Annotated in this window: 23 protein-coding genes; 6 read left to right on the forward strand and 17 right to left on the reverse strand. The window is 36.9% G+C overall.

The window, feature by feature from the left end:
* The first annotated feature begins 149 nt into the window (after positions 1-149).
* The 3 genes from NAT50_RS09445 to thiL all read left to right on the forward strand — a co-directional run bounded on the left by NAT50_RS09445 (position 150) and on the right by thiL (position 3,515).
* The gene (locus NAT50_RS09445) at positions 150-302 is read left to right on the forward strand and encodes a hypothetical protein (RefSeq protein ID WP_250593031.1); all 153 of its coding nucleotides are present in this window, start codon (positions 150-152) and stop codon (positions 300-302) included.
* A gap of 263 nt (positions 303-565) precedes the next feature.
* Complete coding sequence (gene lepA, locus NAT50_RS09450) at positions 566-2,362, forward strand: translation elongation factor 4 (RefSeq protein ID WP_250593032.1); 1,797 nt, start codon at positions 566-568, stop codon at positions 2,360-2,362.
* A 109-nt stretch (positions 2,363-2,471) separates the two neighbouring features.
* Positions 2,472-3,515: a thiamine-phosphate kinase gene (gene thiL / locus NAT50_RS09455; RefSeq protein WP_250593033.1), complete on the forward strand. Its 1,044-nt coding sequence runs from the start codon at positions 2,472-2,474 to the stop codon at positions 3,513-3,515.
* A gap of 72 nt (positions 3,516-3,587) precedes the next feature.
* Here the strand turns inward: thiL and trpS are convergent, their stop codons facing one another.
* Positions 3,588-4,559, reverse strand: coding sequence for a tryptophan--tRNA ligase (gene trpS, locus NAT50_RS09460; RefSeq protein ID WP_250593034.1), 972 nt, complete (start codon positions 4,557-4,559; stop codon positions 3,588-3,590).
* A 191-nt stretch (positions 4,560-4,750) separates the two neighbouring features.
* Between trpS and NAT50_RS09465 the strand changes: the two genes are divergently transcribed.
* Complete coding sequence (locus tag NAT50_RS09465) at positions 4,751-5,524, forward strand: lysophospholipid acyltransferase family protein (protein WP_250593035.1); 774 nt, start codon at positions 4,751-4,753, stop codon at positions 5,522-5,524.
* 283 nt (positions 5,525-5,807) lie between these two features.
* On the opposite strand, the gene NAT50_RS09470 is transcribed toward NAT50_RS09465, so the two are convergent.
* The 3 genes from NAT50_RS09470 to NAT50_RS09480 all read right to left on the reverse strand — a co-directional run bounded on the left by NAT50_RS09470 (position 5,808) and on the right by NAT50_RS09480 (position 12,490).
* The gene (locus tag NAT50_RS09470; RefSeq protein ID WP_250593036.1) at positions 5,808-6,221 is read right to left on the reverse strand and encodes a hypothetical protein; all 414 of its coding nucleotides are present in this window, start codon (positions 6,219-6,221) and stop codon (positions 5,808-5,810) included.
* Positions 6,222-6,302: 81 nt separating this feature from the next.
* Entirely contained in the window at positions 6,303-7,307 is a 1,005-nt protein-coding gene (recA, locus tag NAT50_RS09475) for a recombinase RecA (protein WP_250593037.1), read from the reverse strand.
* Between the two features lie 137 nt (positions 7,308-7,444).
* Positions 7,445-12,490, reverse strand: coding sequence for a choice-of-anchor D domain-containing protein (locus NAT50_RS09480; protein ID WP_250593038.1), 5,046 nt, complete (start codon positions 12,488-12,490; stop codon positions 7,445-7,447).
* Between the two features lie 330 nt (positions 12,491-12,820).
* Here NAT50_RS09480 and NAT50_RS09485 point away from each other — a divergent pair, with 330 nt between their 5' ends.
* Both NAT50_RS09485 and NAT50_RS09490 read left to right on the forward strand, forming a co-directional pair.
* A complete protein-coding gene (locus NAT50_RS09485; protein WP_317236680.1) occupies positions 12,821-13,204 on the forward strand; it encodes a regulatory protein RecX in 384 nt (127 codons plus the stop codon).
* 995 nt (positions 13,205-14,199) lie between these two features.
* Entirely contained in the window at positions 14,200-14,541 is a 342-nt protein-coding gene (locus tag NAT50_RS09490) for a GIY-YIG nuclease family protein (RefSeq protein ID WP_250593040.1), read from the forward strand.
* A gap of 248 nt (positions 14,542-14,789) precedes the next feature.
* On the opposite strand, the gene NAT50_RS09495 is transcribed toward NAT50_RS09490, so the two are convergent.
* From NAT50_RS09495 to NAT50_RS09555, 13 genes are all read right to left on the reverse strand, one after another.
* Positions 14,790-15,977 carry a beta-ketoacyl synthase N-terminal-like domain-containing protein gene (locus NAT50_RS09495; RefSeq protein ID WP_250593041.1) on the reverse strand — a complete coding sequence of 396 codons (1,188 nt, stop codon included), beginning with the start codon at positions 15,975-15,977 and terminating at the stop codon, positions 14,790-14,792.
* Between the two features lie 79 nt (positions 15,978-16,056).
* The gene (bioA, locus tag NAT50_RS09500; protein WP_250593042.1) at positions 16,057-17,328 is read right to left on the reverse strand and encodes an adenosylmethionine--8-amino-7-oxononanoate transaminase; all 1,272 of its coding nucleotides are present in this window, start codon (positions 17,326-17,328) and stop codon (positions 16,057-16,059) included.
* Positions 17,329-17,497: 169 nt separating this feature from the next.
* Complete coding sequence (bioD, locus tag NAT50_RS09505) at positions 17,498-18,115, reverse strand: dethiobiotin synthase (protein WP_250593043.1); 618 nt, start codon at positions 18,113-18,115, stop codon at positions 17,498-17,500.
* Between the two features lie 49 nt (positions 18,116-18,164).
* The gene (locus NAT50_RS09510) at positions 18,165-18,776 is read right to left on the reverse strand and encodes a hypothetical protein (protein ID WP_250593044.1); all 612 of its coding nucleotides are present in this window, start codon (positions 18,774-18,776) and stop codon (positions 18,165-18,167) included.
* Positions 18,766-19,269, reverse strand: coding sequence for an RNA polymerase sigma factor (locus NAT50_RS09515; protein WP_250593045.1), 504 nt, complete (start codon positions 19,267-19,269; stop codon positions 18,766-18,768). Before NAT50_RS09515 ends, NAT50_RS09510 begins: the two co-directional genes overlap by 11 nt.
* A gap of 4 nt (positions 19,270-19,273) precedes the next feature.
* Complete coding sequence (locus NAT50_RS09520) at positions 19,274-20,134, reverse strand: TraB/GumN family protein (RefSeq protein WP_250593046.1); 861 nt, start codon at positions 20,132-20,134, stop codon at positions 19,274-19,276.
* A 50-nt stretch (positions 20,135-20,184) separates the two neighbouring features.
* Positions 20,185-20,364, reverse strand: a complete 180-nt coding sequence (locus NAT50_RS09525) for a hypothetical protein (protein ID WP_250593047.1) — start codon at positions 20,362-20,364, stop codon at positions 20,185-20,187.
* Between the two features lie 76 nt (positions 20,365-20,440).
* Complete coding sequence (locus NAT50_RS09530) at positions 20,441-21,580, reverse strand: aminotransferase class I/II-fold pyridoxal phosphate-dependent enzyme (protein WP_250593048.1); 1,140 nt, start codon at positions 21,578-21,580, stop codon at positions 20,441-20,443.
* A gap of 8 nt (positions 21,581-21,588) precedes the next feature.
* Entirely contained in the window at positions 21,589-22,230 is a 642-nt protein-coding gene (locus tag NAT50_RS09535) for a DUF6624 domain-containing protein (protein WP_250593049.1), read from the reverse strand.
* A gap of 10 nt (positions 22,231-22,240) precedes the next feature.
* A complete protein-coding gene (locus tag NAT50_RS09540) occupies positions 22,241-22,711 on the reverse strand; it encodes a hypothetical protein (RefSeq protein ID WP_250593050.1) in 471 nt (156 codons plus the stop codon).
* A 79-nt stretch (positions 22,712-22,790) separates the two neighbouring features.
* Complete coding sequence (locus NAT50_RS09545) at positions 22,791-23,072, reverse strand: F0F1 ATP synthase subunit epsilon (RefSeq protein ID WP_250593051.1); 282 nt, start codon at positions 23,070-23,072, stop codon at positions 22,791-22,793.
* 71 nt (positions 23,073-23,143) lie between these two features.
* Positions 23,144-24,655, reverse strand: a complete 1,512-nt coding sequence (gene atpD / locus NAT50_RS09550; RefSeq protein WP_250593052.1) for a F0F1 ATP synthase subunit beta — start codon at positions 24,653-24,655, stop codon at positions 23,144-23,146.
* 188 nt (positions 24,656-24,843) lie between these two features.
* Positions 24,844-26,400 carry an SGNH/GDSL hydrolase family protein gene (locus NAT50_RS09555; protein WP_250593053.1) on the reverse strand — a complete coding sequence of 519 codons (1,557 nt, stop codon included), beginning with the start codon at positions 26,398-26,400 and terminating at the stop codon, positions 24,844-24,846.
* Positions 26,401-26,402: the final 2 nt, after the last annotated feature.

Here is a 26,402-nt window from a genome sequence, read left to right on the forward strand (position 1 = left end):
GGAAACAATAAACAAAATATTTTTCATTATCTTTGCAGTAGAAAATTTTAGTCAATTAAAAAATGATCTGTCAATATAATGCATTGATATATTTAAGTATAGATAAAATTTTTTAAAATCCCCCAAAAACACCTCTAAATATTTGTAACATGAAAACGATAGAAGAAGTACGATTTGATGCAAATGCGAAATTAGCTAAGTTTAGATCATTTCGAATAGAAAATGGCGAAATAGCAGTACCAAAAAAAAATAAATCAAAGAAAAAACAGCCTAGTCTATTAACTAAGATATTTAGTTTTTAATCTACAAAAATTGTTTGCAATGATTGGTTTTCTTAACCAAAAGCACCTTGTTTATGCAAGGTGCTTTTTAATTTAAGACCTATCTTAAAATATAATATCAGTTTTTCTAAAAAATTAGTCTATTTTTTTATTCTCTCATAATGTTTTCTAATAAAATCTAAACTATCCTTACTATATTTGCAGATTAAAAAGCCCTGAAAAACGCTTTTCAAAAGATTGTACGCAACTATTGACAATCTGATAAATACAGACAAAGAACGAAGATGAAGCATATTAGAAATTTTTGCATTATTGCACACATAGACCACGGAAAAAGTACTTTGGCAGACCGATTACTATCGGCCACACAAACGGTTTCAGCCCGTGAAGAAAAAGCCCAGCTATTAGACAACATGGACCTTGAGCGCGAACGTGGCATCACTATTAAAAGTCACGCGATACAGATGGAATATACCTACAAAGGCGAACAATATATTTTGAATCTAATCGACACTCCTGGTCACGTAGATTTCTCGTACGAAGTTTCTCGTTCTATCGCGGCGTGTGAAGGTGCTTTGCTTATTGTAGATGCTGCACAAAGTATTCAGGCACAAACCATTTCTAATTTATATCTAGCATTAGAAAATGATTTAGAAATCATCCCGGTACTAAACAAAGTCGATTTACCTAGTGCAAATCCAGAAGAAGTAAGTGACGACATTATCGATTTATTAGGATGTAAATTAGAAGATATTATTCACGCTTCAGGAAAAACTGGCTTCGGTGTCGAAAATATCTTAGCAGCCATTATTGAAAAAATTCCTGCTCCGCAAGGTAATCCAGACGAACCTTTACAAGCCTTAATTTTCGACTCTGTATACAATCCGTTTAGAGGAATTGAGGTTATTTTCCGTGTTAAAAATGGAGAGATTAAAAAAGGTCAAAAAATTAAATTCATGGCTACCGGCAACGAATATTTTGCCGATGAAATTGGCACCTTGAAACTTAATCAAGTTCCTAAAGACAAAGTATCTACTGGAGATGTTGGTTATTTAATTTCGGGTATTAAAGAAGCGAAAGAAGTAAAAGTAGGAGACACCATTACCGATGCTAAAGTTCCTACTACCAATATGATTCAAGGTTTCGAAGACGTAAAACCAATGGTATTTGCCGGTATATATCCGGTAGACACTGAAGATTACGAGGAACTTCGCGCTTCCATGGAAAAACTACAGTTGAATGATGCTTCTTTAGTATTCACAGCTGAAAGTTCTGCCGCATTAGGATTTGGTTTCCGTTGTGGATTCTTAGGAATGCTACACATGGAAATTATCCAAGAGCGATTAGAACGTGAGTTCAACATGACGGTAATCACAACGGTTCCCAACGTATCGTATTTGGCGTACACCAAAAAAGATCCGGAAACACCATTTGTGGTAAACAACCCATCGGATTTACCAGAACCTTCAAAACTAGACCGAGTAGAAGAACCCTATATCAAAGCAACTATCATTACCAAAGCCGATTTCGTGGGTAACGTAATGAGTTTGTGTATCGAAAAAAGAGGTTTAATTACCAATCAAACCTATTTAACTACAGAACGTGTTGAATTGAATTTTGATATGCCGCTAGCAGAAATTGTATTCGATTTTTACGATCGTTTAAAAACCGTTTCTAAAGGATACGCTTCATTTGATTACCACCCAATAGGAATGCGTACTTCCAAACTAGTTCGCTTGGACGTCTTGTTGAATGGACAAAACGTAGATGCTTTATCGGCGTTAATTCACGAAGACAATGCCTACAACATCGGTAAGAAAATGTGTGAAAAATTACGAGAATTAATCCCGCGTCAGCAATTCGACATTCCAATTCAGGCTGCTATCGGAGCTAAAATTATTGCTCGTGAAACCATTAAAGCCTTGCGTAAAGACGTAACTGCAAAATGTTACGGTGGAGATATTTCTCGTAAACGTAAACTATTGGAAAAACAAAAAGCCGGTAAAAAACGTATGCGTCAAGTAGGAAACGTAGAAATTCCTCAATCGGCGTTTATGGCCGTTCTTAAATTGAATGATTAAAGAGATTTAAAAATAAAATATTGAACAAACCCAATGACAAAAGTTATTGGGTTTTTGTTTGAACTATTACTTTGTAACTTTGCAATATTAAAACTTTGTAACTCATATCATGATCGAAGATAAAACCCCTCAAAGAACCAGCCTTTCACAATTGGGCGAATTTGGATTAATAGAACATTTAACCAAGCATTTTGAAATTAAAAACGAATCGACACTGAAAGGAATTGGTGACGATGCTGCCGTTTTGAATTTTGGCAATAAAAAAGCAGTAATTTCGACTGATTTACTTATTGAAGGTGTTCATTTCGATTTGGCCTACGTGCCTTTAAAACATTTAGGATACAAAGCCGTTACAGTCAATTTATCGGATATTTATGCCATGAATGCCAAGGCAACACAAATAACGGTTTCCTTAGCAGTTTCCAATCGTTTTCCGTTAGAAGCTTTAGAAGAATTGTATGCTGGAATTACTTTGGCGGCTAAACAGTATAAAGTAGACGTGGTGGGAGGTGATACCACCTCATCACAAAAAGGATTAATAATATCGATTACCGCTATTGGTGAAGCTCAAGAAGAAGACATTGTTTATCGTAACGGAGCCAAAGAAAATGATTTATTGGTAGTTTCTGGAGATTTGGGTGCTGCCTATATGGGATTACAAGTGCTAGAAAGAGAAAAACAAGTGTTTCAAGTGAATCCTAACAATCAACCGGATTTAGATAATTATACTTATTTAATTGAACGTCAGTTAAAACCAGAAGCCCGTCAGGATATTCCAGAAATATTGAAAGCTTTAGAGATAAAACCTACGGCTATGATTGATATTTCAGACGGATTGTCTTCGGAAATCATGCATTTGTGCAAACAATCGAATGTTGGTTGTAATCTATATGAAGACAAATTACCTTTAGATCCTCAATTTATCAACGTCTGTGAAGAATTTAACATAGACAGTACAACTATCGCCCTAAACGGTGGAGAAGATTACGAATTGTTGTTTACCATTCCTATGGATGACTTCGATAAAATTAAAGGGAATCCTCACTTTACTGTAATTGGTCACATGACTCAAGCTAGTGAAGGCGTGCACTTGGTTACCCGTGCCAATACTAAAATAGAATTAAAAGCTAGAGGCTGGAACGGATTACAATAATAAATTATAAAAAACCCCAAGTTCTTGTAGACATTATGTTGAAGAACTTGGGATTTTATATTTTAGGGAATCTTATTCGAAACCTAATTTTATTCTTACTTTTTTCAGAACTCCATCAGCTACTTTAGAAGCTCTTTCGGCACCTATTTTTAACAACTGATCTACTTCCTCTAGGTGATTCATGTAATAATTGTAACGCTCTCTTTCTGTTGCGAATTTATCAATTATCAACTCATACAAAGCTTGTTTGGCATGACCGTAACCATAATTACCACCTAAATAATTGGCTCTCATCGCCTCTGTTTGTTCCGGAGTGGCCAATAATTTATAAAGTGCAAAAGCATTACAAGTATCTGGATTTTTAGGCTCTTCTAACGGAGTACTATCCGTTTCGATACCCATAATTTGTTTGCGAAGCGCTTTATCATCTAAAAAAATATTAATGGTATTGTTACGAGATTTACTCATTTTTTCACCATCAGTTCCCGGAATAATCATGATATGTTCCTCGATTTTAGCCTCGGGCAACACAAAAGTTTCTCCCATTTGATGATTAAAACGAGACGCAACATCACGGGTAATTTCTAAATGCTGCAATTGATCTTTTCCTACTGGAACAAATTCGGCATCGTATAACAAAATATCAGCTGCCATCAGCATCGGATACGTAAACAAGCCCGCATTAACATCGTCTAACCTATCGGCTTTATCCTTAAATGAATGTGCTAAGGTTAAACGTTGGAAAGGGAAGAAACAACTCAGATACCACGATAACTCAGCAGTTTGTGGCACATCGCTCTGGCGATAAAAAACCACTTTATTAATATCTAATCCAAAAGCTAGCCAAGTAGCCGCCACACAATACGTATTGTTTCTTAAAATATCTCCGTTCTTGATTTGTGTTACTGAATGTAAATCGGCAATAAAAAGAAACGATTCGTTTTCGGGTAAATTTGCCATTTCGATAGCCGGAATAATTGCGCCCAACAAATTTCCTAAATGGGGAGTCCCTGTACTTTGTACACCCGTAAGTATTTTTGCCATTGTTATTCTAATTTTCACAAAGGTACTTTTTTTTGTCAAAATTTTTGACTGCATTTCAAGCGAAGTCTAAAAAAGTTTAAAAAATTCCTTATGTTTGATCTCTAACCCTGATGGCAGCAACTACCGCGTAGTGCGAACAGCAGGAACAAGGACTATTCACTGCCATGACGCTGGGTTACTAAAAGAAATTTATGAGATTGTTTAAAATACTGTTTTGGTGTCTTTGGCGGATTTGGTTCTATTGCTTGGCCATTATTCCTATTATTGTACTGTTTCCATTGGTACTCCTTAGTCTTTCCAAAGAAAGTTGGTACCCATTTTTCTTTAAAATAGCCCGTTTTTGGGCGCACTTTATTTTGTGGGGATCAGGATTCTACTACAGCGTAAAAGCAGAACAAAAAATAAAACCACACAAAAGCTATATGTTTATTGCCAACCATACGTCGATGACCGATATCATGCTGATGCTGGCTGTGGTGAAGAATCCTTTTGTGTTTGTGGGGAAAAAAGAGTTGGAAAAAATCCCAATCTTTGGTCTTTTTTACAAACGAGCGGTCATATCCGTAGATCGGGACTGTCCTAAGAGCAGAATTGAAGTTTATGAACATGCGCAAAGAAGAATTGGACAAGAGCTGAGTATTTGTATTTTTCCGGAAGGTAAAGTTCCGGATGATGAAAGTGTCGTGCTAGATTCTTTTAAAGGTGGCGCTTTTAACTTAGCCATAGAGCACAAACTCCCGATTGTTCCTATGACGTTTTACGACAATAAAGAACGTTTTTCGTATACTTTTTTTAGTGGTGCTCCTGGAAGACTTCGAGTAAAAATTCATTCGTTTTTGGAAACTGACAAATTAAAAGATTCCGACAAAAAAGCATTAAGAGAACAAGCTCGAGACATTATCTTGCATGAATTGAAATCGGATAAAGCATATATGAAAACTACACTAAAAGCGAAGAAACAGTAATTAGTGAGTAGTGATTAGTGAATGGTGAATGGTTAAGACATACCCGTTTGTTCGAGTGTTTTTGTTGCAATGCAATGGAAACAAAAATGTATCGAGAACTCTCCGTTTAGTGAATAGTGAGCAGTGAATTGTGAATGGTTAAGACTTTCCCGTCTGTTCGAGTGTTTTTGGTGGAGTGCAACGGAAACAAAAATGTATCGAGAACTTTTTGTAAACAAACATAGTGCAAGTTTTCGATACATTTTTTAATCAGAAATCACTCCAATTGACGTAAAACTTAAGATTACGGCACTACGGGAACTTCTACTTCTTCAAAAATATTTTGTCCTTGGGTATCTTTACCTTTCCAAAACTTAAAAATGTAACTGCTTTCAGTAGTAGGTTTGAATTTTAAAATCTCAGTCACCGGATTCGTCGTAGGTGGAACACATCCTTTTTGTTCAAATACAGTAGTATAAATAGCCACTACCCTAACGTTAAGATCTTTCTGGTAATAAAACCCATCGAAAAGGTAACACGTCGTAGGACGAACATATCGAATAGGCAATTCATAGACACTATCCTTTTTAAATTCGGTCGGGAGTACCGCACTTTCTACCGGTAAAATTTCACCATGATAAGGAACACTATCATCGTCCCATAAACCACAACTGCTCACCGACAAGAAAATCAGGCATAAGAAAACAAACTTTTTCATTTCATTTGCGATTATTGATTACATAAAATTACAAAAAATAGATTTAAAAAAAATAGCCACTCTTACGAATGGCTACTTGCTTTAATTTTCTTGTTGTTTGATCAACTCTTTTATTTTTATTTCTAATTCTTCGGCTAACTCAGGGTTGTCTTTAATCAATGATTTCACGGCATCGCGACCTTGTCCTAATTTAGTGTCTCCATAACTAAACCAAGAACCAGCCTTTTTGATAATATCGAACTCTACGGCTAAATCTAAAATTTCACCGGTTTTAGAAACCCCTTCGCCATACATAATATCGAATTCGGCAGTTCTAAAAGGAGGTGCCACTTTGTTTTTTACTACTTTTACTTTGGTTCTGTTTCCTAAAACATTTTCACCGTCTTTAATTTGAGACGAACGACGAATATCCAAACGTACCGAAGCATAGAATTTTAACGCGTTACCTCCCGTAGTCGTTTCAGGATTACCAAACATTACTCCAATTTTTTCACGCAATTGGTTGATAAAGAAAACCGTACAATGTGTTTTACTGATCGTAGCCGTTAACTTACGTAAAGCTTGTGACATTAAACGAGCATGAAGACCCATTTTGGAATCCCCCATCTCCCCTTCGATTTCACTTTTTGGTGTTAAGGCAGCTACCGAGTCAATTACCACAATATCGATGGCTCCAGAACGGATAAGGTTTTCGGCAATTTCTAAAGCCTGCTCTCCGTTATCTGGCTGAGAGATGATTAAGTTATCGATATCTACACCTAATTTTTGTGCATAGAAACGGTCAAAGGCGTGTTCAGCATCAATAAACGCTGCTATTCCACCCGCTTTTTGAGCTTCGGCAATGGCATGTAATGTCAAGGTAGTTTTACCCGAAGATTCCGGACCGAAAATCTCGATGATTCTTCCTCTCGGATAACCATTAACCCCCAAAGCCAAGTCTAATCCCAAGGATCCCGAAGGAATCACTTCTACTTCTTCAATGGCTTTGTCGCCCATTTTCATTACGGTTCCTTTTCCGTAGGCTTTGTCTAATTTATCTAAGGTAAGCTGTAATGCTTTTAGTTTGGCTTCTTTTTCTGCACTCATTATTCCTAAATTTTATATCCAATAATTTTTAGTAAAAATAGGTGTTTTTTGTCGTAATGAAATAACAAGTTTTCAACAAAAAAGAAAATCCCTCTGTTACAGAGGGATTTGTAAGATTTCTAAAATACGATATTGTATTAGTACATGATTTTTTTGCTCACTACCTGACCGTTTTCCAAGGTCACTTTCACGATAAGTGCTTGGTTGTTTTTCATGATAGTAGCTTCTTCGGCCTGATAGCCTTTTACTTGTTTTTTATAGGCTAGAAGCTGTCCTAATACATTATAGATGTCGTACGACTGAATCGCTTCTGTTTTAGAATCAATAACGATAGCGTGATCCGATCCGTAGATTTTTACACCTTCAGCTATCGTTTCAAAATCGGTATTGCCTAGTGCCTGATCGGTGTAACGTAAGATAAAACGATCGTTGATGACACCTTTGTTCGCCGTAAACTGATAAGGTGCAAATGTAAGGTCATGAATCGTTTGATTTAATTTGTCTTCTACATATATTTTTTGTTTCGTAGTAGCAAACAACCCGTCGAGCGTACCTATGGCAATAGTATACGTACCATCTGTTGGCAATTGAACTCCTAACGGCACCTTATCATTAACATCAAACGGTAGTGTTCTTGCCTGAATATCAAAGATCGTATTGTTATTGATGGAATGGAAACCTAAATCGGATCTGTAATCTGCTTTAGAATCGAAATAAAAATCGTCATCATTTGTAGCGCCTTCCACATAAGCCACCACTTGTGTAGTAACTGATTTGTTAGCATCTAATAGATCTAACCAAATTCTATGTTTCTCGCGAGAGGATTTCCCTTTAGACATTGTTCTGAAAAACTGACTGTTATTGAACACACGACTTCTTTGTGTATTGCTAAACTGAAGATTAGCCGATGAACCAATTGCCTCTTTCATTTTTACGAAATATCCTTGACCTGCGGCTATTTTACCATCAAATGCACCTGCTGGAATAGACGCAGTACCATTATAAGAAACATAATCTGTAGAAACATAATTATACGTAAATGTTTGATAGTATGGACTAACTGTAGAAGTAGGCCCCGTTAGATGTCTCCATAGATATATTGTTCCGTCTTCTAGAACACTACTATTTTGTATTGCAAAAGTCTCGGCATCTATAGCTGACGGATATGGATTTCCGACCAAGTTCCAGTTGTCATCAAACTCTGTAATCGGAGCATTAACCCCAGGAAAAGGTACTGTGATAGTCCCCTTGATAATTGGTTTATTTATCAATGCATTATTAAACAAACTACCTGAAAAAGTAACGGTCTGTGTTGAATCACCATTTGGAACTCTAAAAATATAACCCTTACCTATCTGCATAGCGGCATCTGCCGTACCTACCCAGTTTCCTTGCCCATATCCAGTTGGGTTCACTACATCGGTATCCCATTCATACAAACGACTGTAAGGAATAGATGAAAAAGGAGCCGAAATTATTGGCGAAGACCAATAAACATAGTCTAAAGATTTAGTATTTTCTGCAATTCGAGTCATCGAATGCGTTCCGCTACCAGAGTAATTACCCAAATCGTTGCGTTGCACTAACGAACCATCGTCTTGAATAGTAATAGCTCCATTGTTGGTCACACTATACTGAACATCCACATAATCGTTAGAAGCAATATTTAATGTTCTCGTAGCGTTTACAGTTAAATTCCCGTTAGCAATAATATCATTAGACACAGAAGTATCAAAATTATTGTTCAGAATCACATTATAAAACTCTTCGGTACTGCCATTAACGTTATTATTGATGATTTGAGGGGCACTTCCTGTAAAATGAATGGTTCCGTTTCCTTCTTCAAAAGCTGTGTTTCCAGCATTGTTCGTCCAATTTCCATACAAGTTTAATCTACTTGCCGCATTATTCATGGTTAAAGAACTGCCACCATCTATTGTGAGATTATTAGAAAAAGCACCTGTTGGAAATTTTGCTGTTGAAGCACCAATTACCGGTTGATTGGCCACACTAGGAATCACAACATCTGTAGTTGATTTTGGCACTGCCAAGCCTTCCCAGTTACTGCATTTAAACCAATCTGTATCGGTAAAACCTGTCCAGGTTCCGTCCGGATTGGAAGTTGTAACTGTAAAAGGTTTTCCAACTGCATTATCATTAGCACTTGGATTAAAATTTTCTGTGGTACTTAAACAATTGTCATTTGTAGGTGAAGACCAGTTACCCAAATTCATAATGGCCCCTAAAATCTGATTTTTAGAACCGGTATGCAAACCACTGTTTTGGTAATATCTAACACCTTCCAGAGAAGAAGCTTCAATATTAAAACATTCCAAATCTTCCGGCAGTCTAGACACTCTTCCGGCAGATGTATTAGCAGATGAAACAGCAGAAGTAAACGGCACCCATGAAGCCCCATTTGTCAAACCGAACAAAACTCTTCCGTTAAAAAGGTTGTATCGATTAGTGCCAATTACCCCAAAAGGAGTAAAATTTCCCTGCATAATATAAATCTGATCGGATTCTGTCGAGGAAATATTACATTGATTGGCATTTGTTGTCACATTAAAATCTGTCGTTACAACATCATTAATTCGGATGTCGTTTACAGTAAAGACATTGGCTTTAAACGTAATAATGGAACCAGCTACAATAGGAGCTGTACCGTTCCATTTAAAAGTGATAATTCCCGGATCATCATAAGGATCGGTACTTCCGGAGTACCAACGGTCTGTTCGGGTGTTGGCTGCTGCACCTGATTCATATCTTGAGTTAACCACCATAAATTCGGTACCCGGCAAAATATCAATCAAATTGGCAACATACAATTTATCCATTTGTGCTCCTCCGGAACAATCTGCCGCTGCCGAAACGGTAGAATCATAACCAACAAAAATTAAATCACCCGGTCTGAAAACTGTTCCGGTTGCTGTAGCGTCATACGCCGTTGCAACAATATCGAAATTATAAAGTGCTTCATTACTGTCATTGCTTGGAATATTCACCGTGTTGGTAAATGTTCCGGCAATTGCGCTGTTAAAGGTAACGGTAAATGTTGTATTGCCTCCTGCCGGTATCGTTGTAAGTGCAGGTTGCGTTACTGTGAACTCCTGTGGTGCCGACACGTCGGTTAAGGTTACCGGGCCGCTTAAAACTAAATTGGTAGTACCTTGGTTGTGGATAACAAACGATCTGACAATGTTGGTACTTAGTGTTGTACTTCCGAAATTGGTATCGTCCGCTACAGATGGTGTCGTGTCTCCATCAACAATATCCACCCCGCTTCCGGTTATATTGATTTCCGGACCTGATGGTGGTGTTCCACAAAAAACCTGAATATCATCCAAACCCCATCTTGCAACTGATGTTGCAGAATCTTTCCTAAACTTTATAAAAACATTAGGATAAGACGTGTAAGCCGACAAATCAACTGTACAATTTACAGTACCATTCGAAGTTGTATTGCTATGATCATACGTTGCAACTGTTGTATACGTTCCTCCTTGTGTCGTTGTAGAAACCTCTATCAACATAGTTTTTGCAACACTACTTCCGGTTCTTTCCAATGTAAAAGTCAAATTAGTTGGATAATTCACCGCTATTGTTGTCAATTCACCAGTTTGTGATTGAAATTCAGCTCTGTTTGACGCAAAAGTCACGGAGGTTTGTACCCATCCTGATGGTAAAGTATTGACTGTAAAACTCTCAGACAAACAAGGTCCCGTTGTAACCGACAACGTAGCCGCCGAAGACGTCACAGTACCACAAGGCGCATTTCCGGTCACTATTACCTGATACTGATAACCGCTCATCGCTAAAGTAGCAGCCGGAGTAGTATAACTGGCTGAAGTAGCACCTGCAATATTAGCCCAACCACTTCCTGTATTTACTTGCCACTGATAACCTGCAGCATTGGAAGCTGTTACCGAAAAAGTTGCCGTGTTTCCAACTGTGGTTGCTTGGTTGGTTGCTTGTCCAGTAATAGCAACCGGTGCCGCAACTGTAAAAGTTACAGATGTTGCTGGCGACCAACACGTACCACTTAACTCTCTCACATAGATAGTGTAAGAACCTGCAGTTGCTGACGAAATATAACTTGAAGTTGTTGGATTTGTTGTTACTGTTCCTGTAGCACTTGTTTGCCAATAAATATTGGCACTTGGTGCTGAATAAGTTAAAGTTGCTGCTCCACAAGATGGATTAGCAGTAATATTAATAGTTCCAGATGGTGCACTTGGTATTGCTGTTACATTAACCGCTCCAGAAACATTACTAACCGCAGGCGTTGGCGTTGGCATACAAGTACTTCCTACTTCGCAATAATAATACAAAGTTCCGACTGACGCAGTAGAAGGCGTATAAGTAGCGCTTGTTGCTCCGGCGATCAAAGTCCCTCCGCTAGCACTTGCCACTGTATTACTGTACCATTGATAGGTTAAGGTCGGAGCACCAGTCGCAGCAACCGACAAGGCAGTTGCCGAAGCACCTGCACAATAATTTTGAACTGATGTTGAAGGATTTGTAGTTATTGTTGGTGTTGAACACGTTGTTAGTGTTCCTTCAACTTTAAAATCATCTAACACCCATCTCTCATTTGCTGAATTATTTAATAAAGTAATTCTAAATTTTAAATTAGACGTTGAAGGAAGTCCTGAAATATTTATTGATGAATATCCGTCAGTAGTCCTAACACCACCACCTCCAGGTTGAAAGTCTACAGGCGTAGCATTACCATCGTAAGCTGTATTTGCATTTCCTGTTGCTGAATAAGCCCAATAAGCATTTGAATTACCTAAAATCCTAAGTGTACTATACCAATTTGTTCCTCCATTTGGACTAACTTCAACTGTTACAATATCTCCAACATCGGCACCATTTCCAGCACCTCCAATAGAAAATGATGCTAATTTAAAAGACATACTTATTGAAGTATAACCAGTTGAATTTATATCACTACTAAGTAATGTTGCTGTCGCATTTGAAACTCCTCTTGAGTGTGTTCCTTCAAATGCAAAAGGCGAAGAACTTGGTCCATCTGTTGCAGCCGAATTACCATTGTAATAAGCTCCGTTTGACAATGTAAATAATGTCGTAGCATCATTTAACCCATCAGAAACAATGATAGTCTGCCCCCAAGACACAATGGAGCACAAAAAAGCTAAAACGAGTAGTTTTAATTTCATAATAATATTTGTTTTTGGTGAAAACACTTTATTCAAAATCAAGGGGTTGATTCGGAATAAAGCAAGCAAATATAAATTTAATTTTAATTAATATGGGTGAGTTAAGTTAAATTTATCGTTAAATCTTACCCATCATCGATAAAATTTGTGTTTTCGTAATTTTTTTAATATAAGTATATCCTTACATAATAAGAAATCAAATCACTTTTTTTGTAATTTTACCCCATGAGTACACAATCCTATACGGTGAGCGAGGCACAAAAAAAAATGGAGTATTACTGTTCCTATCAGGAGCGCTGCCACCACGAAGTGGTCGCCAAACTCCAGAGCATGAACATGATCCCCCAAGCCATCGATCTGATTGTAGTACATCTAATCACCCACAACTTCCTAAACGAGGAACGCTTCGCCCGAAGTTTTGCCCGTGGGAAACACCGTTTTAAAAAATGGGGAAGGTTCCGCATCGAAAGTGAACTGAAATCCCGCCATATCTCCTCTTACAACATCACAAAAGCTTTGCAAGAAATCCCAAAAGAGGTTTATTGGACTACTTTTCATGAACTCGCCGAAAAACATTGGGAATCGATTAAAATCCAAAACCTACAACAAAAGCGAAAGAAATTTTGCGACTTCCTACTTCGTAAAGGCTATGAAACTTCATTGATTTTCGAAAAACTGAATGATTTGGAGAAAGGGATTACTAGTGAATGGTGAATAGTGAGTGGTGAATGGTCAAAAACTTACCCGTCGGTTCGAGTGTTTTTTTGTAATGAAATGAAGAAAAAATGTATCGAGAACTCTACTATCAGTGAGTGGTGAGGAGTGAATGGTGAGTGGTTTTTAAGGTGAAATCACTAGAACAAATGGAAAATGTTCACCCAAATACGACTGGATTTTTTTTGTGGCAAAATTTTTAAAAATATTTTTTTGCCACACTTTTTGTGGCAAAATATTTCTTGTGAAAATTTTGCCACAACTTTTTTTCAAAAGAAAATAACCTGAAACCAACAACAAAACACAATGTCACACTGAGCCTGTCCAAGTGCTCCCTTCACACTGAGCTTATCGAAGTGCCTCTGTCACACTGAGCTTGTCGAAGTGCTATCAATAAATTTTACCTAGAAAAAGTCTTCGACAAGCTCAGACTGACAATAATAGTAAACTTATCTAAACTCCTATCACACTGTACCTGTCGAAGTGCTTCCGTCACACTGAGCCTATCCAAGTGCTTCCGTCACACTGAGCTTGTCGAAGTGCCTCTGTCACACTGAGCCTGTCGAAGTGCCTCTGTCACACTGAGCTTGTCGAAGTGCTATCAATAAATTTTACCTAGAAAAAGTCTTCGACAAGCTCAGACTGACAATAACATTGAGTTCATCGAAGTACTTCCGTCACACTGAGCTTGTCGAAGTGCTATCAATAAATTTTACCTAGAAAAAGTCTTCGACAAGCTCAGACTGACAATAATAGTAAACTTATCTAAGTACTCCCGTCACACTGAGCCTATCCAAGTGCTTCCGTCACACTGAGCCTGTCGAAGTGCAAAAAGATCTCTCCCTACAAAACGTCTTCGACAAGCTCAGACTGACAATAATAGTAAACTTATCTAAACTCCTATCACACTGTACCTGTCGAAGTGCCTCTGTCACACTGAGCTTGTCGAAGTGCAAAAAATTCTTATCTTAGATATAATTATAAAATTATACGCCATGAAAAACTACTTTGTTTACATTCTAGAATGTAATGACAACAGCTACTACACCGGAATAACCAATGATTTTGAGCGAAGACTTGATGAACATTTATCAGGGAAAAATCCAAAATCATATACTTATGAAAGACGTCCATTAAAATTGGTTTGGTTTGAATCATTCGTTGATCCTGATGAAGCTATAGCAATGGAGAAAAAAATTAAAGGATGGAGTCGCAGAAAAAAAGAAGCTCTTATGAATCAAGATTGGGAAAAACTTGTGGAATATTCAAAGAATTATACGCAATATCAAAATTTTATATTGGTTCCTTTCAAAAAGTCTTCGACAAGCTCAGACTGACAATCACACTAAACTTATCGAAGTACTTCCGTCACACTGAGCCTATCCAAGTGCCTCTGTCACACTGAGCTTGTCGAAGTGCTATCAATAAATTTTACCTAGAAAAAGTCTTCGACAAGCTCAGACTGACTATAACATTAAACTTATCGAAATGCTTCCGTCACACTGAGCCTGTCGAAGTGCTTCTGTCACACTGAGCTTGTCGAAGTGCAAAAAAATCTCTTACCTACAAAACGTCTTCGACAAGCTCAGACTGACAATAAAACACTCACAGCATTGCCTCCAAAACCTACGGCATTGACAAGTATTTTGCGTAACGGTCGGTTTTGTTTCGGACTATCAATATAAGGAACGGGAACAAAATGGTTGTAGCGCAACATGAAAACCGCTAATTCTACGCTCAACATGCCCGAAGCACCAAAAGTATGTCCCAATTTCCATTTATTAGTAGTTAATAGTGGAAGGTTTTCTCCAAAAATATGCTGTATCGCTTTATATTCAGCCATATCGCCTTTAAGGGTTCCCGGTGCGTGCATAACAATGGCATCTATGGTATCGGGAGTTGTATTTTGTAGAGCGCCTTTCATAGACTCTTGAAAACAAAGTGCCTCACTGGAAATCGAAAGGGAATGAGTCAGCATTTCTGTGGCATAGCCTATACCTTCGATATATGCCAACGCTTTCGGAGTTGTTCCTAATTCTAAACAAGCCATTGAAGCACCTTCGCCCAAGACCATAGTGTTTTTCTGTTTTTCAAAATCTAAAGCTCTGCAAAAATAGTCTTCGACAAGCTCAGACTGACTCTCACACTGAGCTTGTCGAAGTTTGGAGTAGATTTTTAGCGCTTGCATTTGAGCCATGGTAAAAGGAGTCAATGGCGCTTCACTTCCTCCTACCAAAAATTTATTACATCGACCCGACTCTAACCAAACGATTCCGTTGAGTAAGGCATGTAACGCTGTAGAACAGGTAATGGAATGGGAAATTTCGGGTCCTTTACTTTTCAGGTCTTGCGCTACCCAAGTAGCAATATTTCCTAACGTAGTGGTCGGCGAAGCCAATGTAGCCGACTTTCCAGTTTCTAGAAATTCCTGATGGTATTGTTCAAACAATTGGGTGGCTCCCCGAGAAGAACCAATATTAATTCCGAATACTTCATCCTCTTGCCACTCTGCCTGACGAACAGCTGCTCTGGAAGCAAAGATGGCAAACAAAACCGAAGGGTCTAGGTTTCTGTATTGAGGATGGGATTGTTGCAAAGCTTCGATCTGCTGTCGAGTCTCCAAAGGAATACGCGCCACAGGGACTGTTTGTTCCCCTATGGTTTCGAGCGTTATAGCCGATTGGTCGTCTAAATATCGTTTCCAGATTTGTTCAGGCTCGTGGCCTAATGCGGCTACCGATGAAAGGGCTGTAATGGCTATTTTCTGTTTCAAAAGAATCGATTTTTTCCTGCTTTGCTTTTTCCACGGTGTAATTATAAACTCCAAAAACACTATGGAAAGTACTGCAAAATTATACTATTTCTAAGGCCGCTTCAATAGTTTGATAAACTTTTTGCAATTGTTCGTCAGTGATGACATACGGTGGCAAAACATAAATTGTACCACCAACAGGACGAAGAATAATGCCGTTTTGGATGAAAAAATTATACAAACGGTTGCGGAGATTACCATAATAACCTTGAGGATTATCAGTGACAACTTCTAAGGCAAAAATAACTCCCAAAACTCGAGTAGTGGCCACTTTAGGATGTTGTTGAATACGTTGTTGAAACTGTAAATGATGTTGATGAATACGCTCTAGGTCTACAGAAGTCTTCGGTTGTTGTAAAATTTCGATACTAGCTAACGCCGCCGCACAACCCGTTGGATTGGCAGTAAACGTATGTCCATGAAACAAGGCGTGATTTACCGAATCACTTTTAAAACCATCAAAAATCTGATTGGTAAACGTTGTTATTGCCATTGGAATTGTTCCACCGGTAAGCGCTTTGGATAAACACATCATATCGGGTTGGTTTTTTAGGTATTGACAGGCAAAAGTCTTTCCTGTTTTACCAAAACCGGTCATGACCTCGTCGGCAATAGTCAACACGTTATTTTGTTGGCACACAACCAATAATTCATCTAGTATTTCCGGTTCATACATAACCATTCCCGCAGCGCCCAGCACCAAAGGTTCAAAAATAAAAGCCGCTACTTCGTGTTGCTCAATGGCTTTTTGCAAACTTGCCAAAGTTTCTTGTTCCTTTCCTTTTACCGGAACTGGAATGCGTACTACCTGAATTAAAGCATCTTGAAAAGCTTCGGTAAAGAGAGAGATTCCGCTAACAGCCATAGCTCCGAAGGTATCGCCGTGAAAAGCATCTTCAAAAGCAATCAATGTATTTTTAGATCTCCCTTGATTGAAAAAATATTGAAACGAGGCTTTAATGGCTACTTCAACAGCAGTGGATCCATTATCCGAATAAAAAAACTTTTGTTGATTATTGGGAAGGATTTCGACTAATTTTTCAGCCAATTGTACCGCTTTATTATGAGTAAAACCACCGAACAAAACATGTTCTAGAGTGGTTAATTGTTCGTAAATGGCATCGGCAATAAATTTATTTGAATGTCCAAAAGGATTTACCCACCATGAAGCAATCCCATCGATGTATTCTTTGCCGTTTTCATCCCAAAGTAAAGCGTCTTTTCCTTTTACGATAGCTGGAAAATCTTGCGCAATCTGATGTTGAGTATAAGGATGCCAGTTGTATAGTTTGTCTTTTTCGGTTAAATTCATGATTGAAGAAAAAAGAAAGTTCTTTTAGTTTTACAATTCCGATGCAAAGATACGTGAAAACCCATTACTGTTTAGTGATTGGTGAGGAGTGAATGGTGAATAGTTAGAAGCTTCGCGTCAGTTCGAGTAATTTTTTGTGTCAAAATATTTTAACACAACGTATAAAACTTTATAAACTCAAAAGGTTTTCTCGAAATAAATCGGCATAATAACGAATTACCCCAGTATCAAAATAAGGTTCGTTTTCGATACGACCAATCATTTTTAGCTTTGTTTTTGATAGAATAATTTCTTCTGAGGCTGGATTAGCATCACCCGAAAAGATAATTCCTGCTACTTGAAGTTTTCTGTTTTGCAAAGCTTCTATAGTTAATAAGGTATGATTAATGCTTCCCAAATAATGACGCGAAACCACAATGATTTTATAGTCCGGTTGAATGAGATCGATAATACAATCCTCATCATTTAAAGGCACCAAAATCCCTCCTGCGCCTTCTATGACAAGATGGTTTGAGGTTTGAGGTTCTACAATCTGATCTAATTTTATGGTGATTCCGTCTATTTTTGCCGCCAAATGAGGACTTGCCGGAGTTTGGAGAGAGTAACTGTTTTCGTGAAATTGCGTCTGGGTGTTAGAAACATAACGACGGACTTTATGTGTATCCGAAAAGTCGAGATCTCCAGCCTGAACTGGTTTCCAATAATCGGCTTGTAAAGCTTCTACTGTAATGGCGGAAGCAACGGTTTTACCCACATCGGTTCCTATACCTGTAATAAATACTTTCATCAATTTTTTTTGCAAAAATAATAAACCCATCGTTATGATGGGCTTACTCTTATTCCTTTAATTCGTTTAAAATTTTTCGGATTTCTTTGGCATATTTCCCGTAGAAATAATGCACCCAATATTCGGCGACAATAGCTATGATTAAAATACTAAAAATCAAAGTAATTAATACTGCTATAACTATTCTAGTATCTAAGTTGCCCTCAATAAATTGGAAAGTTTTAGGTTCGTTATAAAAAACGCTTCCCAAAATATAAATTATCACAAAGGGTGTTAATGCAAAATTGAAAGTTTTGTACAATTCCATATTAATCCGAATATCTAAATACGTTTCGTATAAGCTATCTTTCGTATTTAAAGTTGCTTGATTGATTCTTTTGTAGAAGAAAAACAATTTACCCAAATAATAAAAGATCACCGCCACCATTACGGCATACAATAAATAGTATACTACGACCAATTTTTCTGGAAATTTATTATACATTGGAATAAAACCGATAAACACCACGGCCAAAAGTTGTGATATCAACTCATTTTTAAGGTTTTTACGAATTTTATCCAGGGGTGTATTGGCCGACTGTAGTTTTTCTAAATTAGTCGGAAGTTCTACCTGTTCCTCCTGATCGTTATTCCATGCTTTTTGTATATCGTTAAAGTCCATAACCTTGTTGTTTAATGATTTCTTTTAATTTTTCTTTTGCCCTGTTTAATTTAACTCTAGCATTTCCTTCTGAAATACCAAGGTTGTTTCCGATTTCGCGGTGAGAGAAGCCTTCAAGTTGATAAAAAATAATTGCTTTGTCCACTTTATCCAATTGTTGTACTGCCCTGTAAAAATGATCCAATTGACTTTCTTTCAATTCATGATCATCCTCTTGCTCGCTAGTATTATCAGAAGTGATTTCAAATCGATCGATTTTCTTTTTCTCTTTTTTAAGAAATACAATAGCGGTATTGATAGCCACTCGGTACATCCAAGTCGAAAATTGACTTTCACCTTTGAAACTATCATAGGCTTTCCAAATCTGGTAAATGATTTCCTGAAACAAATCTTGCTGATCGTCAGGGTTATCCATATACATTTTAGAAACTTTAAAGAGAATTCCTTTATGCTGCTTAATTCGGATTAAAAATTCTTGTTCTTTAGTTTCCAAAATATTATCCCATGATTGGTTTTACAGTATAACCTGCTTTTCTCAATAAATGAATAATTCCTATTTCGCCTCCTAAATGTGCTGCTCCAACTGCAAAAAAGGTACTTTCTTTCTGCATTAAGGTAGGCATTGTTTTTAACCAATTTTCATTTCTGAACTGTAGCATCCATTGAACTGCAGTAGCGGACATCATTTCTTTGTTGGTCGAGAACTCGTACAAACCACTAACATCTTCATTCAAATAGGTTGCAACTAACTGTTGCGTTAATTGTTTGTCACTTTTACTTAATTGTTCAATGATTTCATTGGAATCCAATGCTTTGGCCATATAGTCAAATTGTTCCTTTACTTTTTCGAGTCCTAAAACCGGTTTGTTTATTTGTTTGGCTTTGGCGACAAATTCCATTTCATACATTTTTATATTATCGCATCCAAAAGATTTCATAGAAACCAAACTCAAAATTGTTTGTAAACTAAATTGATCTACTTGTGCTACTCCTACACCTACTTCTCTCTTTAGAATTTCTTCTAATTTAGCCAACTGCTCTTTAGTTAATTGTTTGGATAAGGGTTCTTTGCCCAAAGCTAACTGTTGCATAGCAACTAATTCATTGGGATCTGCCATATTAATTTCTAGTACTAATTGACTCGTTTTAGCAAAAGCATCATTCACTTTTGGCTTCATGACAAAATCCTTTTCACAAATCATGTGAATTGTACCAAATAAATACGATGGCTTTGCCAATCCGTTACCTGACACTTCCCAAAGTAAGGCGTTTTCGGTTTTATTTTGTGCATTTACATAGCTAATAGATCCTATGAAAAGGGTAATAATTACTACTATTTTTTGAATTGTTGCTTTCATTTTTTTATGTTTTTAGTTATTTGAATGATTAAAATAAGACAAATGGGATACTATTGCTGCGCTGACGATTTTTTTACCGAAGAAGAAGTCATTCCCGCTACGCACAATGCTATTGAGGTGATTAGAAAATCTTCTTGAGGTTTATTGAATACGAAATGACTCGTTAACGCATAGCCAATACCTATAAAGGTTACAAAAAGTAAAACGGTGTTGATAGAATTAATTTTCATTGTTTAGTGTTTTAATTTGATTACGACTCGTAAGTAATCGTTAAAACAAAACGTTACAGAAAACTTTTGTTTTTTTTTACAAAAGGCCGTAAATACAATGCATCAGAGCCGAAATTTCTTCTAAAGTATTGTAAGAATGCAAACAAATTCGGAGTCTTTCTTGTCCTTCTGGAACCGTTGGAGAAAGAATAGCTTTCACATCAAAACCTTTCGATTGCAGATTAGCGGCAACCGTTTTGACTTTTTCATTACCGGGCAAAATAGCACATTGTATTGCCGATTTGCTAAAGACAAACATTGGTTTAAGTCCCAATAAATGTTTCTCTTGGTTGAAATGGATGATATTGTGTTTTAATTGTTGAATTGCCGTAGTGCCTGAAATTAATTTCTGATAGGCTACTATAATAGTCGCAACCGAATGTGGAGACAATCCGGTAGTATAAATAAAACTTCGTGCGAAATTAATCAGGTATGTTTTGAGATCTTCTGAACCCAGAACCACCGCTCCGTGGCATCCTAAGGCTTTTCCGAAAGTAACGATTCGAGCGAAGACTTTGTCTTGTAAACCAAGATATTGTATAAGTCCTTCCCCTTGTTCTCCAAAAACGCCCAATGCATGCGCTTCGTCAACCACTAACAACACATTGTATTTTGTGGTTAAAGCAGTCAATTCTTCAAAATTCGGAGAATCCCCGTCCATAGAAAAGACCGATTCGGTAACCACATAAAGCACCGTATCCTCCTTTTGATATTTGAGTATTAATCGTTCGAGATCTTCAAAATCGTTATGTCTGAATTTATAGGATCGGGCCGCAGTCATTTGAATTCCATCCCGAATGGAAGCATGACTCAATTCATCATATAAAACAACATCTGTTCTTTGGGGCACCGAACTAAAAAAACCTACGTTGGCATCATATCCTGAATTGAATAGTAAGGCCGAAGGAGCTTGGTGAAATTGAGCTATCATTTTTTCGGCTTCTAGATACAAGATATGATTTCCAGAAATCAATCGGGAACCCGTGGCTCCATTCGTTTTAAAATTTCGCTCGACAAGGTATTGATGCGTCTCATCGAAAATTTCTGTCGAATGCGCAAAGCCCAAATAATCATTTGATGAAAAATCGATAACAGCATGAGAAACAGATAAACTTCGCAAGGCATTGGTTTGCTTACGAAGTTCAAGTTTTTCAATTAGTTTTTGAGGTAAATTCATTTTGAAGATTATCCCTTAATTTCCTCAAGGAATAGAATACTTTTATCTAAATTCTTTTGGTATTCGTTCAAATCCCAAGGATAAAAACTTTCTTTTAAAGATTGTAATCCGAGTTCTTCTTTTCTTATTTGATCTACTGCTTCAGGATTCTCGATAGGGAAAAAATACAATTTAGAATCTTTACTCTTCTGCCACATTTGAGTACCGTATTTTTGGGGAACACCCTTTTTTACACAATACGTATCGTAATAAATAGCATAATCTTCTGCCTTTATTTTTCCTTCTTTGAAAGCTTTAAAGAATAAATCGATATGTTTTTCCATGGTTTTATGACCCGAACGAAGAATTCTTTTGTATAAAACCTTACTAAGTTGATTGCCTACTAATTCTTGGTCAATAAAACCATTTTTTTCTAAAATTTTTGAAGCTTTCGTAACACTAACAGAATCTGTTACCGCATTATCCAACCAAAACAATTTAGCTTCTTTTGAAGCAGCACCATTGTTCATAACCACAGACAAAAACTTCATCGAACCTAATTTTAAAGAGTGGTCAATCTCTGAAAGTTCTTTGGTTAATTCCTCCTTGTTAATTTGGGAGAAAACCGTATTAACAAACAATAAAAGTAAGAAAACAATGTACCTAATCATTCCATTTTTTTTAAAATTCAACTCCAATTCGCTTTACATTTTTAAGATTGTCCACATCTAGAAATATAAAAGCAGTGCTCCCTGACACTTTAAACTTGTAATCAGCCGCGTAAATTTTCTTCAACTGTTCGTGTTTGGCTTCAATTTCTTCGAAAAGAGTTCCTATCGTAAAACCATTCAACTTCCATTTTTTATTGGTAATGGTGACATTTTTAAATTGATTGTTCTGCATTACCATGGTAAGTCCATCATAAGTAAAATAGAAAATAGCAGGTTCGTCCTTTTCTTCTATTTCTTTATCGAGAGTAATGGCTTTACCTAAAATGGCTTCTACTTTATCCGGATCGATTTTAGTGCAAATATTGATACTTTTCTTGGTCTTTACATTCGTGAGGGTTAAAGTACATGAAGTTTGCGCTTTAAGTTGATGAATGAATAAAAAAGCAAAAACTGTAAAAAGAAGTGATAATTTTGTTTTCATAGTGTTGGATTTGAGAGCTCTAAAATAACTAAAAAAGCCAAACATTGCTGTTTGGCTTTTCATTTTATTGATTATTATTTTAGTCAGCTAAAACAATAATTTTGTTATCATTCATTTCAATAGTTCCAGAATTGATTGGCAACCAATAAGTTTGTTCATTTACTTTATTAAATTTACTAACAAATTCTTTAGCAATTTTAATATTAGAACCTACTATTTTAACATTGCCACTTCCTAATAACGACACGATTGGCGCGTGGTTATTTAACATTTGGAACTCTCCATTTACTCCTGGAACTGCTACCGAAGTAACTTCTCCTGAAAATAAAGTAGCTTCTGGTGATACTATTTCTACAATCATATTCTTTCGTTTACAGTTTACAGTTTACAGTTGTCAGTGAAGTTCACTGCGACAGTTTACTGCTTACTAGATTATGCTTCAGCTAACATTTTTTGACCTGCTTCGATCACATCTTCGATGGTACCTTTAAGGTTGAAAGCAGCTTCAGGTAAGTGATCTAACTCACCGTCGATAATCATGTTAAATCCTTTAATTGTATCTTTAATATCAACCAACACACCAGGAATACCTGTAAACTGTTCTGCTACGTGGAAAGGTTGAGACAAGAAACGTTGTACACGACGCGCTCTTGATACAGCTAATTTATCTTCTTCAGATAATTCTTCCATACCTAAAATCGCGATGATATCTTGTAATTGTTTGTATTTTTGAAGAATCTCTTTTACTCTTTGCGCACAGTCATAGTGTTCAGCTCCTAAAATTTCTGGAGTTAAGATACGAGAAGTAGAATCTAGCGGATCTACCGCTGGATAAATACCTAACTCAGCAATTTTACGAGACAATACTGTTGTTGCATCTAAGTGAGCGAAGGTTGTAGCCGGAGCCGGATCCGTTAAGTCATCCGCAGGTACGTATACTGCTTGTACTGATGTAATAGATCCTTTTTTAGTTGAAGTAATACGCTCTTGCATCGCACCCATCTCTGTTGCTAATGTAGGTTGGTAACCTACCGCAGATGGCATACGACCTAATAACGCAGATACCTCAGAACCCGCTTGTGTAAAACGGAAGATATTATCTACGAAGAATAATACGTCTTTTCCTTGGTCTGATCCTGCACCATCACGGAAATATTCAGCGATAGAAAGACCTGATAAAGCTACACGAGCACGTGCTCCTGGTGGCTCATTCATCTGACCGAAAACGAAAGTCGCTTTAGAATCTCTCATTCCTGCTTTGTCAACTTTGGTTAAATCCCAACCACCGTTTTCCATAGAATGCATGAAATCATCACCATATTTGATAATTCCTGACTCTAACATCTCACGAAGTAAGTCATTTCCTTCACGTGTTCTTTCACCTACTCCTGCGAATACAGAAAGACCACCGTGACCTTTAGCAATATTGTTGATCAACTCCTGAATCAATACCGTTTTACCTACACCGGCACCACCGAACAATCCAATTTTACCTCCTTTTGCATAAGGCTCAATCAAGTCGATTACTTTAATACCTGTAAATAAAACTTCAGTTGAAGTTGATAAATCTTCGAATTTTGGCGCTTGACGGTGAATAGGCATACCATTAGCACCTTCTTTTGGTAAATCTCCTAAACCATCGATAGCGTCCCCTACAACATTAAACAAACGTCCATAGATATCTCCACCAATCGGCATTTGAATCGGAGCACCTGTAGCAACAGCATCTTCACCTCTACTTAAACCATCAGTAGAGTCCATTGAGATTGTACGTACTGTATTTTCTCCAATGTGAGATTGTACCTCTAATACCAATTTAGTACCGTCTTTTTTAGTGATTTCTAACGAATCATAAATCTTTGGCAACTCAGCATCAGCAGTGTTAAACACAACGTCAACTACCGGACCAATAATTTGAGCAACTTTTCCTATTACTTTAGACATGCTGTATGTATTTATTAAATAGCTATTTAGTTATCAAAAACAAAGTGTTTTTTCAGTGTGCAAAGATAATTTTATAATTGTGAATTACAATACAAAATTTTGGTTTTTTTAAAACAGTGTCATTCCGTAGTTCTAAAATCAAAAAAACCACCTTAAAAGTAGGTGGTTTTTGTTATGAAATTTATCGTTTATAGTGCTTTTGGAAATAAAATTCTGTAAGTACCAATATTTACATTTTTCAAAGTAGATCCATATTTCTCATTGATAACTTTTGCAAATTGATTAGCGATTAAAGCATAACCTCTGGGCGAAGGATGGATTCCGTCTAAAGAAAAGGCACCACCCAGCACAAAATCTGCTGTCAAAGCATAACCACTATCACTCACACCAACAGTTAATAGTTTTTCCATTAAAACTTTAGCATCTAAAAAAGCTAAATCTTTTGATACTGAAGCTTGCTTAATTGTAGCATTATAAGCATCAGTAGCTGCAATTATTTCATCTACCTCTGTTGGTATAAGCACATGCTTATCTTCTAGAGGATATGTAATTCCATATTTTGCAAAATCTAAAGGAACACCATTAGGCACTGAAGCATTGGTTCCTATTACACCTGAAGTTAACAAAGGAATTAAATCTCCCGTTTTAGTTTGCCTCACATTTCCAAATGTAGCTCCTAAATAATTTGCCAAAGCCATTAACTGAGTATCACCACTTGCTAAAGCAGCCGCTCTAATCTCAGTTCCATAATTAGTTAAAGTTTCATCCTTTATTAAAACCGGATTTTTTTGTGTAGTTGATAAAGCATTAATTCTATTTTCTTCACCTAAATTTGTCAAAACTTGATCTAAAAAATTTAAAATAGAATTAATTTGATTGATAGTGCCTACATCATAAATACTAACTTTTGGCGAAACTTTTTTCTCATCTCCATCAACATAATATTTGTATGGATCAACAAGACTCGGTTTTAAATATGTAAACTGTGGAAGAGAAGTAATATAAGGTAAATTAGCAATCACTCCCTTTCTTCCATTCGCAGTTAAATTATTTATTAATTCATTATAAGAAGCATCAAAACCTACACCAATTGGTCCTGCTGATGGTGTTAATGGATTAATAGTAGCATCTCCTCCAGCCAAAGCATAACCCAAAACATCATTACCACCAATCCACAAGGAGAAAAACGTTGGGTTTTGTGTTAGAGCATCAGCCATCACTGTTGTAGGAACATCAGAAGCAAATCTCTTAAAATATGGATTATAATTTGCATAACCTGGCATTACTAAATGAATACATTTTGCTCCAGGCACACCTAAATTACTAAATGTTCCTGTGAGTTTTGACGAAATGTCGGTTCCTGAAACACCTGCAACAGAAAGAGGTTCATCTACTTCTGAACCTTGTGCTTTACCAAAATACAATCTTGTTCCAAAACCTGGCACTTGAGCTCCTCCCGATGAAAACCCCCCTATGTTATCAACCATATAAGGAACTGTAAATACTCCACCTCCAGCAGCTGAAAACTGTGTTGCCAAGATACTCGGATAAGATGTTTCTTGCGCTAATTTAAATAATGCATTATCACTATATCCAGCCGCGAAAGAATCTCCTAAAGCGACATATTTAGAAAAATTTGCCGTACCTGGTGATACGGGTTCTTCTGTAACTGCTGCCGTATCATCATCATTACATGCCATAAAGGTTAAGGAAACCAAGAATAGCCATTTGAAATTTTTAATCATAT

The organism is Flavobacterium luminosum, from assembly GCF_023635005.1.
GTDB classification, from domain to species: domain Bacteria; phylum Bacteroidota; class Bacteroidia; order Flavobacteriales; family Flavobacteriaceae; genus Flavobacterium; species Flavobacterium luminosum.

Bases quoted from the DNA above. Each gene is read 5' to 3' on its own strand.
- NAT50_RS09445 (WP_250593031.1), top strand. From the start codon at position 150: ATGAAAACGATAGAAGAAGTACGATTTGATGCAAATGCGAAATTAGCT.
- lepA (WP_250593032.1), top strand. From the start codon at position 566: ATGAAGCATATTAGAAATTTTTGCATTATTGCACACATAGACCACGGA.
- thiL (WP_250593033.1), top strand. From the start codon at position 2,472: ATGATCGAAGATAAAACCCCTCAAAGAACCAGCCTTTCACAATTGGGC.
- trpS (WP_250593034.1), bottom strand. From the start codon at position 4,559: ATGGCAAAAATACTTACGGGTGTACAAAGTACAGGGACTCCCCATTTA.
- NAT50_RS09465 (WP_250593035.1), top strand. From the start codon at position 4,751: ATGAGATTGTTTAAAATACTGTTTTGGTGTCTTTGGCGGATTTGGTTC.
- NAT50_RS09470 (WP_250593036.1), bottom strand. From the start codon at position 6,221: ATGAAAAAGTTTGTTTTCTTATGCCTGATTTTCTTGTCGGTGAGCAGT.
- recA (WP_250593037.1), bottom strand. From the start codon at position 7,307: ATGAGTGCAGAAAAAGAAGCCAAACTAAAAGCATTACAGCTTACCTTA.
- NAT50_RS09480 (WP_250593038.1), bottom strand. From the start codon at position 12,490: ATGAAATTAAAACTACTCGTTTTAGCTTTTTTGTGCTCCATTGTGTCT.
- NAT50_RS09485 (WP_317236680.1), top strand. From the start codon at position 12,821: ATGAACATGATCCCCCAAGCCATCGATCTGATTGTAGTACATCTAATC.
- NAT50_RS09490 (WP_250593040.1), top strand. From the start codon at position 14,200: ATGAAAAACTACTTTGTTTACATTCTAGAATGTAATGACAACAGCTAC.
- bioA (WP_250593042.1), bottom strand. From the start codon at position 17,328: ATGAATTTAACCGAAAAAGACAAACTATACAACTGGCATCCTTATACT.
- bioD (WP_250593043.1), bottom strand. From the start codon at position 18,115: ATGAAAGTATTTATTACAGGTATAGGAACCGATGTGGGTAAAACCGTT.
- NAT50_RS09510 (WP_250593044.1), bottom strand. From the start codon at position 18,776: ATGGACTTTAACGATATACAAAAAGCATGGAATAACGATCAGGAGGAA.
- NAT50_RS09520 (WP_250593046.1), bottom strand. From the start codon at position 20,134: ATGAAAGCAACAATTCAAAAAATAGTAGTAATTATTACCCTTTTCATA.
- NAT50_RS09525 (WP_250593047.1), bottom strand. From the start codon at position 20,364: ATGAAAATTAATTCTATCAACACCGTTTTACTTTTTGTAACCTTTATA.
- NAT50_RS09530 (WP_250593048.1), bottom strand. From the start codon at position 21,580: ATGAATTTACCTCAAAAACTAATTGAAAAACTTGAACTTCGTAAGCAA.
- NAT50_RS09535 (WP_250593049.1), bottom strand. From the start codon at position 22,230: ATGATTAGGTACATTGTTTTCTTACTTTTATTGTTTGTTAATACGGTT.
- NAT50_RS09540 (WP_250593050.1), bottom strand. From the start codon at position 22,711: ATGAAAACAAAATTATCACTTCTTTTTACAGTTTTTGCTTTTTTATTC.
- NAT50_RS09545 (WP_250593051.1), bottom strand. From the start codon at position 23,072: ATGATTGTAGAAATAGTATCACCAGAAGCTACTTTATTTTCAGGAGAA.
- atpD (WP_250593052.1), bottom strand. From the start codon at position 24,655: ATGTCTAAAGTAATAGGAAAAGTTGCTCAAATTATTGGTCCGGTAGTT.
- NAT50_RS09555 (WP_250593053.1), bottom strand. From the start codon at position 26,400: ATGATTAAAAATTTCAAATGGCTATTCTTGGTTTCCTTAACCTTTATG.